Genomic DNA, 18734 nt, shown 5'->3' with positions numbered 1-18734 from the left:
CGCCTCCGGGCTCCTGGCGGACGCCTGCCGCCGGGCTCCGGCGGGTGTCAGCCGCCGAACTCGTGACGGACGCCCGCCGCCGGCTCCGGTGGCGGGCGTCGGCCACCCAGCTCTTGTGGGACGCCCGACCGCAGGGCTCCGCCGGGCACTGTCAGCCGACGCCCGCCGCAGGGCGCTGACAGGGAACCCTCTGCCCACGCCGCCGGGCTCCGCCGGAAACGATCAGCCGCCGAGCTCCTGGTGACGGGCCGTCAGACGGGCCGCGCCCTGCTCGGTCAGGGAGCCGAACAGCCGCAGCCGGGAGATGCCGCCGTCGGGGTAGATGTCGATCCGCACATGGGTGCCGACCGCGGGGGCGTCGAGCACGAACCGGTGGTTGGTGTCGGGCTGCAGCCGGGTGCGCGGCAGGACCTCGCGCCACTCGCCCTCGGCGCCGTCCCGTACGGACAGCGCCGCCCAGCCCGCGCTGTTGCCCTTCAGGTACGCGGTGTCGATCTCGACCGCACGGATCTCCGCCTGCCCGACCACCTGGTAGCGGATCCAGTCGTTGCCCTTGTCGCGGCGACGGCGGGTCTCCCAGCCGTCGTCCATCTTGCGGGAGCGGCCGGGCTGGATGGTGTTGGTGGCCGGGGAGTAGAAGCGGTCGGAGGCGTCCTCGACCTGGCCGCCGTTCTCGAGCGCGACGAGGTCGAAGGTGCCCAGCGCGCCGAGCCAGGCGGGGTCGGGCACGACCTCGCCGTGGACGCGCAGGCGGGCGATGCCGCCGTCGGGGTGCTGGTTGACGCGCAGGTGCGTGAAGCGCTGCTCGACGTCGACGGCGAAGCCGTTGGCGGCGTGGCCGCCGACGGCGGTGCGCGGGACGAGCGTCGTCCACTTCACGTCGTCGCCGAGGAGCTCCTCCGGGGAGGGCGAGCCGGCGACCGAGGTGCCCTCGATCGACACGGCCTGCGGGTAGTTGCCGCGGAAGTGCGCGGTGTCGACGACGATGCCGCGTACGACGCCGGGGGCGCCGAGGCGGACCAGTGCCCAGTCGTGGTCGTCGTCGGTGGGGTGGGGCTGCTCGGCACCCACGCCGCGGCGGCGGCGGGTCTCCCAGCCGTCCATGATCTTGCCCTTGTGGCCGAAGTGCTCGGGGTCGAACTCCGCGGGCTCCGGCTTCAGCAGGTTCTCGCGCTCGGCGAAGAACTCGTCGTTGGCGGCGACGACGCCCGCGCCGAGGCGGCGGTCGGCGAGGTCGGCGTACTGCGTGAACGGGAAGTCGGCCGCACGGTAGTCGGCGTACGGGTCGCCGCCGCCGTAGGGGCTGGCGTCACCGGTGAAGGAGGGGATGGTGGATGCAGACACGGTTCAGTTGTTCCTTTCGAGCAGCCGGCCCGTCGGCTCGGCCAGGTTGCCGTTCTCCACGATCCGCTTGCCGCGCAGCCACGTCGATCTGACCACCCCGTACAGCGTCCTGCCCGCGTAGGCGGTCACCTGGTTGCGGTGGTGCAGTTCCGCGGGGTCGACGGTGAAGGTCGCGTCGGGGGCGAGGACCGCGAAGTCGGCGTCGCGGCCGGCCTCGATGGCCCCCTTGGTGCCGAGGCCCGCCAGGTCGGCGGGGGCCTTCGCCATCCAGCGGACGACGTCGTCGAGGGTGTGGCCGCGCTTGCGGGCCTCGGTCCAGATCGCGGGCAGGCCCAGCTGGAGCGAGGAGATGCCGCCCCAGGCGGATGCGAAGTCCGGGGTCTTGAGGTCGGTGGTGCAGGGAGAGTGGTCGGAGACGATGCAGTCGATCGTGCCGTCGGCGAGGCCCTGCCAGAGCGCGTCCTGGTTCGCGGCCTCCCGGATCGGCGGGCAGCACTTGAACTCGGTCGCCCCGTCCGGGACCTCTTCCGCGGTGAGGGTGAGGAAGTGCGGGCACGACTCGACGGTGATCGCTACGCCCTCCCGGCGGGCCTCGGCGATCAGCGGCAGCGCGTCGCTGGAGGACAGGTGCAGGACGTGGACGCGGGCGCCGAGCCGCTTGGCGTGCGAGATCAGGTTCCCGATCGCGGTGTTCTCGGCGTCCCGGGGCCGGGAGGCGAGGAAGTCGGCGTATCTGGGCCCGCTCCGCTGCGGCGCGGAGGCGAGGTGGTGGGGGTCCTCCGCGTGCACGATCAGCAGGCCGCCGAAGCCGGAGATCTCGGCCATCGAGCGGGCGAGCTGCTCCTGGTCGAGCTCGGGGAACTCCTCGACGCCCGACGGGGACAGGAAGCACTTGAAGCCGAAGACTCCGGCGTCGTGCAGCGGCCTCAGGTCCTTGACGTTGGACGGGATCGCGCCGCCCCAGAAGCCGACGTCGATGTGCGCCTTGGGGCGGGCCACGTCGCGCTTGACGGCGAGGTGGTCGACGGTGGTGGTGGGCGGCAGGGAGTTGAGCGGCATGTCGAGCAGGGTGGTGATGCCGCCTGCGGCGGCCGCGCGGGTGGCGGTCCAGAAGCCCTCCCACTCGGTGCGGCCGGGGTCGTTCACATGAACGTGGGTGTCGACGAGGCCGGGGAGGACGACGTCGTCGCCGAAGTCCTCGAGCCGGGCCCCGGCCGGCACGTCGGCGTCGTACGGACCCACCGCGGCGATCCGCCCGCCGGCGACGGCGACCGCCGCGGCACGCGTCCCTTCGGGGGTGATCACGCGCGTCGAGCGCAGCACCAGGTCCACTTCCACGTCGGACACCCGCTCCCCTCACTTCCACTGCTCAGCGAAAATTCAACGAACTGTTGAAGGAGTCTTCCCGTCTCGTCGGTACCCGTCAAGACCCGCCCGGGCCGGAAGATCACGCTTGTACGTTTCCACAAAGTGGAAATACAATTCCACTGCGACGTGGTCGCTTCAGCCAGGAGCAGGCCCGCGCATCACCGCAGACACAGGGACAAACACGCCCTGACCGGCCACGACGCGACTCTGCGGGCGATGTTTCCCGGAGCCGCGCCCGGTAGGCTGCAGCCTTGCCCTGCCTGCCCGAAAGGACCGCCGACGTGCCGACGTCCAGCGCCAGCGCCACCGACGCAGCCAAGCCCGCCGCCAGCGGCGGCGTGCAGTCCCTTGAGCGCGCCTTCGACCTGCTCGAACGAATGGCCGACGCCGGTGGCGAGGTCGGCCTCAGCGAGCTCTCCGCCAGCAGCGGTCTGCCGCTGCCCACGATCCACCGTCTGATGCGCACGCTGGTCGCCTGCGGCTACGTACGCCAGCAGCCCAACCGCCGCTACGCGCTCGGCCCCCGGCTGATCCGCCTCGGCGAGTCCGCCTCCCGGCTCCTCGGCACCTGGGCCCGCCCCTACCTCGCCCGCCTCGTCGAGGAGACCGGCGAGACGGCGAACATGGCGCTGCTCGACGGCGACGAGATCGTCTACGTGGCGCAGGTGCCCTCGAAGCACTCCATGCGCATGTTCACCGAGGTCGGCCGCCGGGTGCTGCCGCACTCCACCGGCGTGGGCAAGGCGCTGCTCGCGCACACCCCCGCGGAAGAGGTGCGGGCGCTGCTGGCCAGGACCGGGATGCCCGCCGCGACCGAGAAGACGATCACGACGCCGGAGGGCTTCCTCGAGGCGCTCGAGCAGGTCCGCCGCGCCGGCTACGCGGTCGACGACAACGAGCAGGAGATAGGGGTCCGCTGCCTCGCGGTCTCCGTGCCGGACTCCCCCACCGCCGCGGCCGTCTCGATCTCCGGTCCGGCGGGCCGGGTGACGGAGGCGGCGACGGAGAAGATCGTGCCCATCCTCCAGGAGGTCGCGCTCGACCTGTCGGCGGCGCTGGCCAACACCAACGCGCAGAGCTGACGACGCCGAGGGGCCGGGGTCAGGGGCCGGTAAGCGTCGTGGATCCCGTAGCTGGACCTCCGGCGGCTGCGGCCGGCGCGCTCCCCGGCTGACTGAGCGCGGTGGGCGCTCGCGCCGGTAGCGCCCGTCGGCCGCTGTGCTCAACCTCCCGAGCGCGGCCGGCGCGCGCACCGGTACTGCCGGCCGCCGGTGCGCTCCCCGGTTGACTGAGCGCGGCCGCCGGGCGCGCCGGTACCGTCCGGCGGCCCGGGACGCTACCTGGTTGCCCGAAGACGAGCGCGTCGGCGGCCAGGCGCAGAGCGTAGACCGGTCGCCCGTCCGGGCGGGGACGGGACCGAGGTACTGGCGGCCGGTCACGTGACACAAGGCAGGCGGGCCGAGCGGTGCGGCCCGAACCAAGGCGGGGCCCGGGACCGCTTTCTCGGTCCGGGGCCCCGCGTTGGTTCGGGCTGTCAGCTGCCCTGCAGTGTCACGTCGTCGATGTTGAAGCTCGTCTGCAGATTCGCGTCCTCGGTGGCCGTGAAGGTCACCGTGACCTGGCGGCCCGCGTAGGCGCTCAGGTCCAGCGACTGCCGGACGTAACCGTCGGCGGCGTCGGTGTTGGACTTGGTGGCGAGGGTGGTGCCGTCGACCTGCACGCGGAGGAAGTCGTAGGCGGTGCCCGGGGCTTCGGCCGTGTTGATGTGCAGGTAGTAGTCGAGCGTGGCCTTGGTGCAGCCCTCCGGCACGGTCACAGACTGGTTGATCGTCTCGGTGCGGCTGCTGCCGTACCCGACGAGCCAGGAGAAGCGGGTGCCGGTGTGCGGTGACTGGCTGCTGTGGGCGCCGATGGTGTGGGTGTCACCCGTCCACGGCGAGGTGCCGTTCTCGAAGCCGCCGTTGATGATCTTCTGGCCGGTGTCGCAGCTGCCGGAGCCGGTCACGGTGAGCGTGTACGTCGTTGTGTGCGTGGCCGACGTGCCGGTGCCGTCAATGATGAGCGTGTAGGTGCCGGGCGCGGTGGACGCGGTGGTGGCGACCTTGATCGTGGAGTTGTCGCCCGAGGTGACGGACGAGGGCGTGAAGGTCGCCGAGACACCGGCGGGAGCGTTCGGCACGGACAACCGCACCGTCTGCGCCGAGCCGTTCGTGGTGGCGGTGGAGACGGTGGCCGTCGCCGACGCGCCCGGCTCCACGCTTCCTGAAGTGGGCGCGACCGTGACCGAGAAGTCGTTCAACGGAACCTCGGCACCGACCGCCTGCTTCCACAAGGTGTGGGCAATGCCGTCGGACGCGCGGTTGAGACCAGTGAGGTTGATGTTGTCGATCGTGTCGCAGGAGGCGTGGTAGCACGGGTCGTACGCACCACCCGCCGTGCCGCCCCACTTGGTGGCCTGCGCCGAGGTCTTGCGGGCGCTCGCACCCATCGCGTACCCGGAGGTCGGGATGGAGTACTGCTCGAACGAGTAGTCGTCGCTGCGGCCCGCGCCCTCGGTGTTCTCCTCCGGCGCCAGGTCCAGCGAGTCCCAGTACTCCTTCATCGGTGCGGCGGCGGTCGAGGTGATGTGGTTGATGAAGTAGCCGCCGTTGGTGGAGGCGACCATGTCGAAGTTGTAGTACGCCTTGATCCTGGAGCGCTCCGTGGAGCTGAGGTTGCGGACGTAGAAGTCGGAGCCGTTGAGGCCCTGTTCCTCGTCCGTCCACCAGCCGAACCGCACACGGTTCAGCATGGTCGGATTCTGCCGCGCAAGCGCCAGCGCGGTCTCCAGCAGCGCCGCGGAGCCGGAGCCGTTGTCGTTGATTCCGGGCCCTGCGGAGACGCCGTCCAGGTGGGCGCCGAACATGTAGACCTTGTTGGCGTCGCCCTTCGGCCACTCGGCGATCAGGTTCACCCCCGCGCCGCTGGTGCAGCCGGAGGTGCAGACCTGCTCGGTGACCGTGTAGCCGACTGCCTGAAGCTTGCCCTTCACATAGGCCACGGACTCGTCGTAACCGGTGCCGGTGGACCTGCGGTTGCCGCCGTTGCGGTTCGCGATGGCCTGGAACTCGGTCAGGTGTGCCTTGACCTTGGCCACGTCGATGTCGGGGGCCCCGGTGCCCGGGTTCCCTCCGCCGCCGACGGTCAGGGTGTACTGCGCGGTGTGGTCGGCCTGACTGCCGTCGCCCTCGACCGTGATCGTGTACGTCCCGGGCGCCGTGGAGGAGGCTGCCGACACCGTCATGGTGGCGCTGCTGCCCGCAGTGACCGACGACGGACTGAACGAGACCGACACACCGGCGGGCGCACCGGTCGCCGAAAGCCCGACGGACTGGGCGCTGCCGCTGGTGACGCTGGTGGAGACCGTCGCCGTGACCGACCCGCCCGGCTCGACGGTGCCCGAGGACGGGCCGACGGCCATGGAGAAGTCGGAGGCCGGCGTACCGGTGCAGGTCGGGTCCGCGGACTGCGCGGGGACGCTGATCGCGTTCCAGGCGGCCTTGGTCTTGTTGAAGAGGCCGCAGGTGGCGTCGAGGTTCTTTGCCGCGGTCAGGGTCGCGGTGCGGTAGCGCTTGTGGGTCATGCCGCTGGTCTTCAGCAGCATGCCGCCGTAGAAGATATTGCCGGCGTTCTGGATGCCGATGCCGGTGAGGGTGGTGTTGTTGCAGGTCGGGCTGGAAGGTTTGCCGTCGCCGGGGTTCGTGCCTTCGGCGAGCAGGTAGAACCAGTGGTTCAACGGCCCGGCGGCCGCGTGCACCTCGGTGTTCGGGATAGAGGACGAGTAGCAGTTGGGGTGGTTCAGCTGGGACGGGTCGTGCATGTAGCGGATCGGCCCGTTGCCGAGGAGGTCGATCGACTCGCCGACCTCGTAGTCGGCGGTGTCGTACGGGGTGGGCTGGTTGGCGTACGCCTCGGTCAAGGCGGCGAAGATGTCTCCCGTGGCCTCGCCGAGACCGCTCTCATTGTTCGCGCCGCTCGGTGTGTGCTGGTCGATGCCGTGGCCGTACTCGTGTGCGAGGACGTCCAGCCCGGCGATCCACTCGTTCACCTTGTTGTGGCCGATGAGGACGGTGGAGCCGGTCCAGTAGGCGTTGACGTCGTTCAGGCCGACCTTGGTCGGCCAGCTGCCGCCGTTTCCGTTGTGGCCGTCGCGGCCGAGCCAGTCGGCGAGCATGTCCCACTGCTTCTGCGCGCCGTACATGACGTCGACGCAGCCGGTCTCCTTGCTGCTCGCATCGCCGTTGCCCCAGTTGTCGTCGGAGCCGCTGAAGACGGAGCCGGTGCTGTAGTCGGCACAGCTCAGTCCGGGCCGGGTCGGGTCGCTGAGCCGGTAGGTGCCGCCGGACTGACTGGTGTCGATGGTCAGCGGGCTGGGGCCGTTCCACTCGCTGTTGCCGCTGCCGGCGCGCACGTCGTCGTACGAGTCGAGGACCTTGCCGGTGCGGGCGTCGACGAAGACGTGCAGCCGGCTGGGGCGCTCATCGGCGGTGGTGCCGGTGACGACGGTCTCCCAGGCAAGGCGGGAATCGTCGTCCCGGACCTTCACGACCAGGCGCTGCGACTCGGTCTTGTCGGCCTTCTTCAGCTCGGCACGGCTGGTGCGCTCCGCGGCGGCCGCCCCGACCTTGGCCTTGACGCCGACGGATATCTCGATGTCGGCGGCCGAGTGCGCGGCGCGGACCGTGCCGTTGCCGTCGGCGAGGACGACGGCGTCGCCTCCGACGACGGGCAGCCCGCGGTAGGTCCGCTCGTACGCCACCGAGTACAGCCCCTTGAGCCAGGGCGTGACCATGCGGCGGTCGTAGCGCTCGTCGGGGCCCTTGGCGAGGGCGTCGAAACCGCTGGCGGTGACCTTGTCCGCGGCGGCCACGGCGCGGTCGACGGGCTTGGGCTTCGGTTTCGCGGCCGCCGGTGCGATGGCCGGGGTTGCCGCGTGCGCGGCGGAGACGGCGGGCAGGGCGGCTGTTCCCAGGGCCACGGCCATGGAGAGGCCTGCCACAGCGAGTCTTCGTTTCACCAGTGCTCCTTGGGGTGGGGGGTGTTGTCGCGACGGCGCCGGCCAGTCATCGGGGGAGCGATGACGGGCCGGCGCGTTGGGTCGTGCCGGGCCGCTCGGGAGCCAGGCGGCTCAGGCCGCACGGGTCAGAACTGGAGCGACCAGGCGGCGAGGTTGCCGGTGTCGTTCTCCCAGTGGTCCGAGACGCGGAGCTTCCACGTGCCGTTGGCGACCTCGCTGGAGGCGTCGACGGTGTAGGTGGCCTGGACGTTGTCGGCGCTGTCGTAGGTGCTGAGGCCCTTCAGCAGGTAGACGGAGCCGTCGGGAGCGAGCAGCTCGACCTGGACGTCACCGCGGTAGGTGTGGCGGATGTCCACGGCGACGGCCAGGTTGGACGGGGCGTTGCCGACAACACCGGTGACCGTGATGGGCGACTCTACGGTCGCGTGGTCGAGAATCTGGTAACTGTCGGTGTTTTCGAACCTCTTGCCGGTGGGCGGCGGGGTGGTGTCGCCCGTGCCCGTGTAGAGCAGCTTGTTCGGGGATCCGCTGCGGGCGTCGGAGATCTTGCCGGGCGTGGAGTCGCCGACCAGCTTCTCGCGGACCTGGGCCGGGGACCAGGCGGGGTTGGCTGCGAGCAGCAGGGCCGCCGCGCCGGCGACGTGCGGCGCGGCCATGGAGGTGCCGTTGCCCGACCGGGAAGCGGTGTCACCGGTGTGGGACGAGGAGACGATGCTGTCGCCGGGGGCGAAGATGTCCAGGCAGGAACCGTAGTTGGAGCCCTGTCCGTTGTTCCATCCGGTGGCGCGGGCATCTCGGCTGTTGGTCGCGCCGACGGTGACGGCCGCCGAGGTGGAGGCCGGTGAGTACGAGCACGCGTCGGCGTTGTCGTTGCCTGCCGCCACGACATAGGTGAGGCCGGAGGATATGGAGGCCGCCACCGCGTCGTTGATCGACTGGTTCTTGCCGCCACCGATGCTCATGTTGACCACGGCCGGCTTCACCGCGTTCCGGGTGACCCAGTCGATGCCGGCGAGGACCGGGGCCCAAGAGCTGCCCGAGGTGCCACCGCAGTTCAGCACCCGGACGCCGATCAGTTTGACGCCCTTGGCGACGCCGTACGAGTTGCCGCCGACAGTGCCTGCGACGTGGGTGCCGTGACCGTTGCAGTCGGAGGCGTCGGAGTCGTTGTCGATGAAGTCGTAGCCGCTGACCGCGCGGCCGCCGAAGTCGCGGTGGCTCATGCGGATGCCGGTGTCCACGATGTAGGCGTTCACGTTGGAGGCGGTGGTGCCGTAGGTGTAGCCCTTGTCCAGCGGCATGTCGCGCTGGTCGATGCGGTCCAGGCCCCAGGACGGCGGATTGGGCTGGGTGTCGACCGCGTAGGCGACGGCGTCGGCCTCGACGCGGGCCACTGACGGGTCGGCGGCAAGTTCCTTGGCCCGCTCCTCGGTCATCTTCACGGCGAAGCCGCGCAGGGCGGTGGTGTAGGTGTAACGGACGCTGCCCGCGTGTCTCTTGGCCAGCGCCTTGGCGGAGGCGGGCACGTCCGCACGGGCCACCGAATCCTTGAAGGTGACGATGTACGAGCCTTCGACTGCGCCGGCACGGTCCGCGCCGACGATGCGGCCCTCGCCGCCACCTGGCGGTACCGGAGCAGCTCCGGCGGTGGCGGCGGCCCCGACGAGCAGGGCGGCGCTGGCGCCGGCGGCGAGGACCCGCCGCACGACGCTGGCGTCGAACTTCATGTTGTCTCCCTTGAGAGCTGTCCGGACCCCGGTTCGGGACCCGGTGGGGGGTTGGCCCCCGTCGCCCCGACCCGGCTCCGGACCCGCCAGAAGCGGGAAGAGCATGCCGGATTGCGCCTGTTGGACCGACACAGGCTCGAGGATGTCGAGACCATGACAAGAATCCAGCCGTGGTGGTCACGTGAGCACCTCGGCTCTCGGCGTCCTCGAGCGATGGGCGGGGCGAGGGGGTGGGAGCGGTGTACGCACGACGTGGAGATTTCGTGCGGCCATCAATCCGGCTGCGTCAAACGGCTGTTGGGGACAGCCGCCCTCGTACGGTCCGCTCCTGCCGGCCGAATTCGCGGGCGTCCGAGGATGACGTTGCCGGACCGCCCTGAGCTTCAGCCATGACAAACAGCCCAGCAATCCGTAGCGCTACCCAAAGATTGAGGCGCTGCGCCGTCGCAGGGGGCGGCGCCGGGGAGCGAGGCGTGCCGGCCAGCTGTACGGGGCTGTCCGGGTCATTCCGTAGGTGGTGGACACCTATTGCTCCGCGGGCCGCCCGACAGGTAGACCCATCTTCGACGGACGCCACGGTCCCGCCAGGCAAGGGACCGGATCACAGCGTCCGGTCCAGCGGGCTCTGGAGCTCGAGGCCGGGGCCTTCATGAGCGGCGGGTGGGAGGGCGGAGCGTGGACGAACATTCATTCGTTGCGGGACGCCACGCAGCGACGGCCGGCAGCGGAGTGTTCGCCGGGCGGGGCGAGGAGGCCGGGCGGCTGCGGGAAGCGCTGTGGGAAGGGCCGGGTCTCGTGGTGGTGAGAGGCGAAGCCGGAACGGGGAAGTCCCGGCTGGTGGACTCGGTGCTCGGCGCGGGGGAGTTCACGCAATGGACGCACGTGCGCGGATCGTGTCCCGATACGGCGGGCGCCGTGCCGCTCTGCCCCATCGCCGACGCGCTGGCCGCGCTGCCGCACCGGCCCGGCCTGCTCGACGGGCCGCTGCCACCCGTGGCCGGAGTCGTGGGCCTCGTCGTACCCGAACTGGCCGACCGGCTGCCGCCACCGCCTGCGTCGGCGACCGACCCGGAGGTGCGGCGCGGACTGTTGCCGCGCGCGGTCGGCGTGCTGCTGGCAGCGCTCGGGGACGTCGTACTGGTCCTGGAAGACGTCCACCGCGCCGACCCCGCCACCCTCGGCGTGCTCCACCACCTGATGAGCGCGATGCCGCCTGGGCTGCGGCTGGTCGTCACCGAGAACGCCGCCCCCGGGCTGCCCCTCCTCGGCGTGCGCGCTTCGGGGCGTCTGCGCGTCGAGGAGATCGAGGTCCACCCTTGGACGCCCGAGGAGACCGAAGAATTCGTCCGACGGTGGCTCGGCGTGAACAGTCCGGTCTCGATGCAGAAGCAGCCGGCACTCGCCGTCCTGGTACATGAGTTGACCCGGGGACTGCCCGGGGTGGCCGAGGCCCTGCTGCGGTCCGCCGGGAAACTGCTGCGGGCGAAGGAGAAGGGTGGTGGGGAGACGGCGCGAGGAAGCGGTGCAGGTGCGTGGACTGAGGGGACGGGCAACGGGCAGGCAGAGTCGTGGCTCGTCGCCGTGCGGGAGACCGGCGTACCGCCCCTCGTGCGGCGGGACTGGGCCCAGCGGTGCGCGCTGCTCACCGAGGACGCGCAGCGGATCGTCGAGGCGGCGGCCGTCCTCGGCGATCCGGTGCCCGTCGATGTCCTCGCCGAAACAGCGGGCATCACATCCGGGCGGGCAGAGGCAGCCGTGGACGCGTGCCTGCGCCATGCCGTGCTGCGCACCGCCGGACCGTGCCCCGACTTTCGGCATCCGCTGGACCGCCGAGCCGCGCTGGCGCGCGTGCCCGGCCCTCGGCTGGCCCGGCTGAGTCTGCGCGCCGCCCGGGCACTGCACAGAGGCGGCGAAGGACCACTGCCGCTGGCAGAGCTCGCCCGCCTGTACAGGGCGGCAGGACGAGTACGCGAAGGCCTGCGGTGCCTTGTCGCGGCCGCCGACCGGGCAGCCTCCACCGGCGACTACACCACTGCCACCCGTCTCTACACCCGGGCCATCGCCGAGGACCCGCGCGCCGACGGACGTATCCGCACCGCCGCGAAACTGGCCGGCACCGCGCAGATGGTCCGTGCCGACGAGCAAGTGACGGCCGCGATACGGCGGGTGCTCGAGGAGGACGACCCGCCGCTGCGCCTGCGCGGCGAGATCCGGCTCCGGCTCAGCGTCGTCCTTCGCAATCAGAGCGGAGGGGCGCTGGACAGCCTCAACGAGATCGCCCGCGCCATTCCCGACCTGGAGGCGGCCGACCCGCAGACCGCCGCCAGCGCCATGGCCGTCGCCGCCATTCCTTCCATCAAGGGCTGGCCCATCAGCCGCCACCAGCACTGCCTGGACCGGGCAGAAGCACTCGCGGACCAGGTCACCGACCCCGTGAGCCGCGCCGCCATGGCCGCCAACCGAGCCACCGCCCTGATGCTGCTCGGCGATCCGCGGGCCTGGGCCGCCGCCGAGAGGCTGCACGGCACGGCCGAAACCGCACAGGTGGCCACGCACCACGCCCGGGGCTGGGCCAACCTGGCCCACGCGTCAGCCGCCCTCGGGTACGGAGTGCGGGCCCGCGAGTTCCTCGACCGGGCCGCCGCCGGACTCGCCGACACCAGCAGTCCCTATCTGGAAGGGCTCACCCAGACGGCCCGCCTGGTGCTCGACTGGCACGAAGGGCACTGGCACGGCCTGCACGCGGCGGCCGACCACACCACCCGGCTCTACGAGGGCATCCCCGACCTGACCGCCGAAGCCATGCTGGTCCGCGGACTGACCGCACTGCACGTCCTCGGCGACGTGTCCGGGGCCCTCCGCGACCTCGCACAGGCCGCTAGCACGACCCGCTACGACACCGGTGTCATACTCACCGCCTCGGCCGCCGCCACCGCCCGCATCCATCTGGAAGCCGGGCGGCCCGGGCAGGCGTGCGACGCGCTGGAGGAGTCGCTGCACCGCCTGGAGCAGACCGGCGGCTGGCTGTGGGCCGGGGAGGTGGCGCCCACTGCCGTGGAGGCCCTGCACGGGAGCGGACAGACCGAGCGGGCGCACCGGCTCGTCGCCGACTTCGCCGCCGGGACGGCAAAGCGGGACACACCTGCCGCCCGGACCGCGCTGACCGTGTGCCGCGCTCTGCTCGCCGAGGCCGAGGGCCGGCCGGCCGAGGCCGTCGGTCTGCTGGTCGACGCGGAAGCGCGGTGGCGGCGGCTCGGACGTCCCTTTGACGCGGCCCGGGTGGCCGAAGCCCGCGGGCGCTGCCTGCTCGGCCTGCGCGGGGAGGCAGCGGCCGGCTGCGTCCGCAAGGTGATCGATGTCTACCGGGACTTGGGTGCCCGCTGGGACCTTGCCCGCTGCCAACGGTTGCTGCGCCGCCACGACATCGTCACCACCCATCGCCGTGGCCGCCTCGGCTACGGCGATCAGCTGTCCCCACGGGAGCAGGAGGTGGCGCTTCTTGTCGTCCAGGGGCGGGCGAACCGGGACATCGCGGAGAGTCTGGTGCTGTCCACCCGGACCGTGGAGCACCATGTGGCGCGCATCATGCGCAAGCTGAACGTCACTTCCAGGGCCGGCATCGCCCTGGCCGGGCAGCAGAACGGTGGAGCGGTGACCGACCGGCCATAGATCCCGCCGGTCGCCAGTCGCCGGTCGACGTCTCGGCGGTTGTCTGACCGAGCGTCCACCGGGAGGCGGCAGCCGCCGCGCTGCGCTGTCCGTCGCCGGATCCTGAACGCCGAAGCCGGCTGGCGACCTCCCCCAGCACTGAAGTTCCTGCGGTGGGCTGTGCCTCCGGCGTCGGCTGGGCAGGGGTGCGCGACAGCGGAACGCTGCCGGGATGCGCGTTCATTCCGGGGCGATTCTGCTCGTGACGATGGAGAGCGACGCGGGCACGACGCGCGAGTTCATATGGTTGCGTCCGATGGCTCATCGGTGCCCGTGGCACTGATGAGCCGCCCCTTGAGAAGGCAGCAAGTGTAATGACCTCCCGGCGACGGAGCCCCATAAAACCGGCTGTATGTGACCGAGGAGGAAGTGCGTGACCGATTCCGTTGAGGAAGCCGCCGTTGCGACCGAGGCGGCGGATGAGAACAAGGAGCGCAAGAACGGCCTGTACGGGGGTGTGACCACCGAACTCGCCGAGAACATGAAGCAGGGCTGGGCGGACACGGAGCGGCACGACCTCGAACCCATCCCGCAGGCGGCACACACCGCCCGACGCAGGGCAGCACTCTCAGGTTCCTTCCCCGGTGAACTGCTGGTGATCCCCGCCGGTAACCCGAAGGTCCGTGCCAACGACACGGACTATCCCTTCCGTGCCTCCTCCGACTACGTCTACCTGACGGGTGACCAGTCACAGGATGCCGTGCTGGTCCTGGAGCCCGAGGAGGACGGCGGACACCACGCCGTCGCCTATCTGCTCCCCCGCTCGGACCGCGAGTCCGGCGAGTTCTGGCGCGATTACCACGGTGAGCTCTGGGACGGCCGCCGCAACAGCCTCGCCGAGAACGAACAGCTCCTTGGCCTGCCCTGCCGCGACGTGCGCACGCTGACCGAGCGGCTCGCCGCGGCCACCGGCCCGATCCGCCTGCTGCGCGATTACGACGCGGGCGTCGACGTGGCTCTGCACGACAAGGTGACCGCCGAACGTGACGCCGAGTTCCGCACCGAGATCTCTCAAATGCGCCTGATCAAGGACGAGTTCGAGATCGCCGACCTGCGCCATGCGTGCGAGTCCACCGTCCGCGGCTTCGAAGACGTCGTCCGCATCCTCGGTACCGACACGCCGACCCTCGAACGGGCCATCGAGGGCACGTTCTGGACGCGCGCGCGGATCGACGGCAACGACGTCGGCTACACCTCGGTCTGTGCCGCGGGCGAGCACGCCACGACCCTGCACTGGGTCCGCAACGACGGCGCAACCCGTCCGGGCGAGCTGCTGCTGCTCGACGCCGGAGTGGAGAGCCGCAACCTCTACACCGCCGACGTCACCCGCACCCTGCCCGTCGACGGTCGCTTCACGGCGATCCAGCGCAAGGTCTACGACGCGGTGTACGAGGCGCAGTCGGCCGGTATCGCCGCGGTCAGGCCCGGTGCCAAGTACCGGGACTTCCACCACGCCGCCCAGCGGGTGATGGCCGACCACCTGGGCTCCTGGGGCCTGTTCGGCGACAGGTCGGTGGACGAGGCCTACGAACTCGGGCTGCACCGACGCTGGACCCTGGCCGGCACGGGTCACATGATCGGCCTTGACGTTCACGACTGCGCCAAGGCCCGTACCGAGTTGTACGTGGACGGCACGCTGGCGGCCGGCATGGTCCTCACCGTCGAGCCGGGCCTGTACTTCCAGAAGGACGATCTGACCGTCCCGAAGGAGTTCCGCGGCATCGGCATCCGGATCGAGGACGACATCCTGGTCACCGAGGAGGGCAACGAGAACCTCTCGGCCGGCCTTCCCCGGGCCGCGGACGACGTGGAGGCCTGGATGGCCCGGCTGCGGGGCTGACACCGACCGCCGTGGCCGGCCTCACCGCGGGGACGGCCGGCCACGGCTCGTGGCGTCGAAATCGTTGAGAGAACACACCGCGACACGAGGGGAATACGAGCCATGGAACGGCGGGACGACTTGCGCGAAGCGGGGAGCCGTGATCGTCGGGTACCAGCGGCGGTGACCGAGGTCTTCCGGCACGGCTGGGCCGACACGAACCTGACACTGTCGCCCGTGTCCGGAGCCGCATGCGCGGCCAAGCGGCGCGCGACGGTGTCCGAACGGTTCCCCGGAGAACGGATCGTCGTCCCGTCGGGTGGGCTCAAGAGGCGCAGCAACGACTTCGACTACGCGTTCCGGCCGCATTCCGCGTTCATCCACCTCACCGCCGAGCAGGGTACGCAGGCGGTGCCGGACAGCGTGCTCGTCTTCGAACCCACCGGCAGCGGCCATGAGGTCACCCTGTTCACCCGGCCGCGGTCACCGCGCGACGCCGGTCCGCGCGGCGCGGAATTCTACAGCGACCGGCAGCATGGCGAGTTCTGGGTCGGCCGGCGCCGGACGCTGCCGGAGACCGCCGACGCCCTCGGCATCGAAGTGGCCGGCCGGGACGGCCTGGAGCGGGCGCTCGGCGGGGGCGTCCCGACCCGGGTGGTACGCGACGTGGACGCACTCGTCGACGGTCTGGTGCCGCCGACCCCACCGGCCGAGGCCGAACTGCTCGCGTTTCTGTCGGAGCTGCGGCTGGTCAAGGACGACTGGGAGGTCGACCAGATGCGCGCCGCTGTGGGACACACCGTCGCCGGCTTCCACGACGTCGTCGCAGAGCTGCCCCACGCCACACGCCTCGCACGGGGTGAGCGCTGGGTCGAGGGCACGTTCAACCGGCGTGCCCGGCTGGAGGGTTACGGCCTGGGGTTCGAAACCATCGCAGCGGCCGGCGCGCACGCGTGCGTGCTCCACTGGATGCACAACGACGGCCCGGTACAAGTGGGAGACCTTCTCCTGCTGGACGCGGGCGTCGAAGCCGACTCTTTCTACACCGCCGACGTCACCCGGACGCTGCCCGTCGGCGGACGCTTCACGGACGTGCAGCGCCGTGTCTACGACCTCGTGTTCGCCGCCCAGTCGGCGGGCATCGCCGCACTGCGGCCCGGTGCGCGCTACGGCGACTTCCACGAGGCCGCGATGCGCGTCATCGCCGAAGGACTCGATGCCTGGGGCCTCCGGCCCGGGGGCACGGCGCTCCCGCACGAGGACGCCCTGTATCGCAGGTACACCGTCTGCGGTTCGGGCCACATGCTGGGCCTGGACTGCCACGACTGCGCCGAGGCGCGCAGCGAGACGTACGTGGACGGCGTGCTCGAGGCGGGCCATGTGCTCACCGTCGAGCCCGGCCTGTACTTCCAGCCCGACGACTTGACGGTCCCCACGGAGTTGCGCGGCATCGGCGTCCGGATCGAGGACGACTTCGTCATCACGGCCGACGGCGCACTGTGCCTGTCGTCGGACCTGCCTCGCAGTGCGGACGAGGTCGAGGCATGGATGAGCGCGTCGCGGTGACGATGCGCCGTCCCCTCGTCGACCAGGGGTGCGGACAGCTGCGGCAGACCGGCGCGGTGGCGGTGGTCGGGCCCACCGGGTTCGGCAAGTCCGCGGTGCTGGACGCGGTGATGTCCGGCATCAAGGCGGAGCACTTCGAGTCGAACGAGTCCATCGGAAGCCTCGGCTCCCGCAGAGGCGAGTTCCCGCTGCTTCTGGAACTTCCATCCGGATTCGGTGAAGATCACATCCGGCCGGCCCATGACTGTGGCGTAGGCGCTCTCGAACTCATCGTCGCCGTAGAAGTCCGTCAGCCGCTCGGCGAGGCCGACGGCGTGGTGCCATGTCACGCAGTCGTCGCCCAGGCTCCGCACCGCACGCCGCAGCAGGTCCGCGAGACGTGTGGTCGCACTCTCCAGTTCGGCACCCTGCGCGGCAGGCCGGGCGACGGGCCCGGCGGGCGATCCAACCAGAAGTTCCGCAAGCCCCGTAACTGCTGGTCGAGCGCGTTGAGGAGCATGCGGGGGTCCGCCGCATGCGGCCCTCGCGCAGCCGTCACCAGCGCAACCGTCGGGGCGTATTCCATGAATCTCCGTTCCCCAGGGGTTGTGCGGACGACACGGCGCCGTCCTTCTCCTGCCTCGGCTTCAGCCATGCGGCATATCCGAGGGCCGTGACCGCGCCGATCACCACGCAGCCCGCCCACAGGGCGTCCGTGCCGTAGGCGTCGATGATCAGCCCGCTCGTCAGTGGTGCCACGAAACCGCCGAGGGCCCAGGTCATCACCATCACGCCCTCGTAGCGGCTGCGTGCACGCGCCGGAGCCAGGGCGGGCGCCTGGGCCTCGCTGGTCGGCACGTACACGATCTCGCCCAGGGTGCACACGACAGCGGCGCAGCAGTACAGCAGCACGGTGTCGGCGCGTGCGTTGAGCACCGAGCTCAACGCGATCAGCAAGGCCCCTGCGGCAAGCACCCCGCCGGCCGGCCGGTTCTGGGTGAAGCGGGTGACGGCCAGCTGCAGAGTAACGATCATGATGCCGTTGATCCCGGCCACGATTCCGTACTGTGCGGTGGACAGGCCGGATTCTGCGATGGACAGCGGCAACGCCACATGCCGCTGTGTGAAGACGGTGACCATCAGAAGGTTCAGTCCGACCAGGCACATGAACTGGCGGTCCCGGAGCACGGCGGTCAGGGAGACGCGCGAGGTCCCGGGCGGTTCCGCATGGAGCCGCTCCGGCCGGGTCTCGGGGAGTTTCCAGAAGACCAGCACCGCGCACAGCAGTGTGGTGGCGGCGTCCACCACGAACAGTGTCAGATAGCCGAACACGACGAGTGCACCCGCCGACAGTGCGGAGACGGAGAATCCAAGGTTGAAGGCCCAGTAGTTGAGCGAGTAGGCCCGTGGTCTGGCCTCCTCGGGCACGATGTCGGCGAGCATCGCTCCAGCTGCGGGCTGGGACATCGTCAGCGTCAGGCCCAGCACGGTGGCACACAGCGCGATCGGCAGTGGCTGCTCGGCAAGGCCGAGGGCGAGGGTGAAGACTGCGGAGCCCAACTGCCCGGCGAGCAGGGTCGGCCGCCGGCCCCACCGGTCGCTGAGTGATCCGCCGATCAGCGATCCGGCCATCCCGCCGAGCCCGTACAGCGAGACCATCAGGCCCGCGTACAGGGCGGAGTGTCCGCGGTCCACCGTGAGGTAAAGGGACAGGAACGGCATCACGAAGAGGCCGAACCGGTTCACCAGCGTTGAGGTCCACAGCCACCAAAAGCCGGTGGGGAGTGCGGGGCGCCCGGGATCGTTCATGTCCGTCCTTCTGCCGACGAGAGCCATCGGCATAACAGAGCACGGTTCCGGCAGGATCCGGCTTATTGGGGGCCGCGGGAAGAGGCCGGGTCGCGTGCCGGTCTTCGCTGCTGCCGTTGATGCGGGCACACGCCCGGCCGGTGCACCGAGGCCCGGCTCCGCCGTGCCGGCCTCGCGGTTCAGCTGAACGGTCGGTGGCCTCGGTGTGGGAGGCGGAGTCGTGCCATCACTCTCACCTGCGTTCATCGACAAGTGCGTTGATCTGCGACTGCACGGCCTTATCTGAGGGACGACATCTGGTATCGCCCCTTCCCCGGTACCGAAACGCGGAGCGGCCGAACGGGCCGCACCCCTCCTC

Annotated in this window: 9 protein-coding genes; 4 read left to right on the top strand and 5 right to left on the bottom strand. The window is 70.8% G+C overall.

Annotation, left to right across the window (positions count from 1 at the left end):
- Nucleotides 1-222 precede the first annotated feature (222 nt).
- Together alc and allB are read right to left on the bottom strand one after the other, a co-directional pair.
- Complete coding sequence (alc, locus tag ACWGH4_RS13390; protein WP_453459567.1) at nucleotides 223-1344, bottom strand: allantoicase; 1122 nt, start codon at nucleotides 1342-1344, stop codon at nucleotides 223-225.
- A 3-nt stretch (nucleotides 1345-1347) separates the two neighbouring features.
- On the bottom strand, nucleotides 1348-2691 hold the full coding sequence (allB, locus tag ACWGH4_RS13385) for an allantoinase AllB (RefSeq protein WP_453459564.1): 1344 nt from the start codon (nucleotides 2689-2691) through the stop codon (nucleotides 1348-1350).
- A gap of 302 nt (nucleotides 2692-2993) precedes the next feature.
- Between allB and ACWGH4_RS13380 the strand changes: the two genes are divergently transcribed.
- Complete coding sequence (locus ACWGH4_RS13380; protein ID WP_053556767.1) at nucleotides 2994-3794, top strand: IclR family transcriptional regulator; 801 nt, start codon at nucleotides 2994-2996, stop codon at nucleotides 3792-3794.
- Nucleotides 3795-4246: 452 nt separating this feature from the next.
- Here the strand turns inward: ACWGH4_RS13380 and ACWGH4_RS13375 are convergent, their stop codons facing one another.
- Both ACWGH4_RS13375 and ACWGH4_RS13370 read right to left on the bottom strand, forming a co-directional pair.
- Nucleotides 4247-7735, bottom strand: a complete 3489-nt coding sequence (locus ACWGH4_RS13375; protein ID WP_453459570.1) for a M28 family peptidase — start codon at nucleotides 7733-7735, stop codon at nucleotides 4247-4249.
- A gap of 158 nt (nucleotides 7736-7893) precedes the next feature.
- A complete protein-coding gene (locus ACWGH4_RS13370) occupies nucleotides 7894-9495 on the bottom strand; it encodes a S8 family serine peptidase (RefSeq protein WP_453459561.1) in 1602 nt (533 codons plus the stop codon).
- Nucleotides 9496-10170: 675 nt separating this feature from the next.
- Between ACWGH4_RS13370 and ACWGH4_RS13365 the strand changes: the two genes are divergently transcribed.
- The 3 genes from ACWGH4_RS13365 (at nucleotide 10171) to ACWGH4_RS13355 (ending at nucleotide 16588) form a co-directional block, all read left to right on the top strand.
- A complete protein-coding gene (locus tag ACWGH4_RS13365; protein ID WP_453459558.1) occupies nucleotides 10171-13164 on the top strand; it encodes an ATP-binding protein in 2994 nt (997 codons plus the stop codon).
- A 412-nt stretch (nucleotides 13165-13576) separates the two neighbouring features.
- Nucleotides 13577-15043: an aminopeptidase P family protein gene (locus tag ACWGH4_RS13360; RefSeq protein ID WP_453459555.1), complete on the top strand. Its 1467-nt coding sequence runs from the start codon at nucleotides 13577-13579 to the stop codon at nucleotides 15041-15043.
- 102 nt (nucleotides 15044-15145) lie between these two features.
- Nucleotides 15146-16588, top strand: a complete 1443-nt coding sequence (locus ACWGH4_RS13355) for an aminopeptidase P family protein (protein WP_453459552.1) — start codon at nucleotides 15146-15148, stop codon at nucleotides 16586-16588.
- A 534-nt stretch (nucleotides 16589-17122) separates the two neighbouring features.
- Here the strand turns inward: ACWGH4_RS13355 and ACWGH4_RS13350 are convergent.
- Nucleotides 17123-18376, bottom strand: a complete 1254-nt coding sequence (locus ACWGH4_RS13350; protein ID WP_453459549.1) for an MDR family MFS transporter — start codon at nucleotides 18374-18376, stop codon at nucleotides 17123-17125.
- Nucleotides 18377-18734: the final 358 nt, after the last annotated feature.

The organism is Streptomyces sp. NPDC054847, from assembly GCF_053610925.1.
Note: the sequence above shows the minus strand (reverse complement) of the source record. Positions and strands in the feature narration are given on the sequence as shown.

Excerpts from the sequence above, each read along its gene's own strand:
- ACWGH4_RS13375 (WP_453459570.1), bottom strand. The coding sequence starts at position 7,735 with ATGGCCGTGGCCCTGGGAACAGCCGCCCTGCCCGCCGTCTCCGCCGCG.
- ACWGH4_RS13370 (WP_453459561.1), bottom strand. The coding sequence starts at position 9,495 with ATGAAGTTCGACGCCAGCGTCGTGCGGCGGGTCCTCGCCGCCGGCGCC.
- ACWGH4_RS13355 (WP_453459552.1), top strand. The coding sequence starts at position 15,146 with ATGGAACGGCGGGACGACTTGCGCGAAGCGGGGAGCCGTGATCGTCGG.
- ACWGH4_RS13350 (WP_453459549.1), bottom strand. The coding sequence starts at position 18,376 with ATGAACGATCCCGGGCGCCCCGCACTCCCCACCGGCTTTTGGTGGCTG.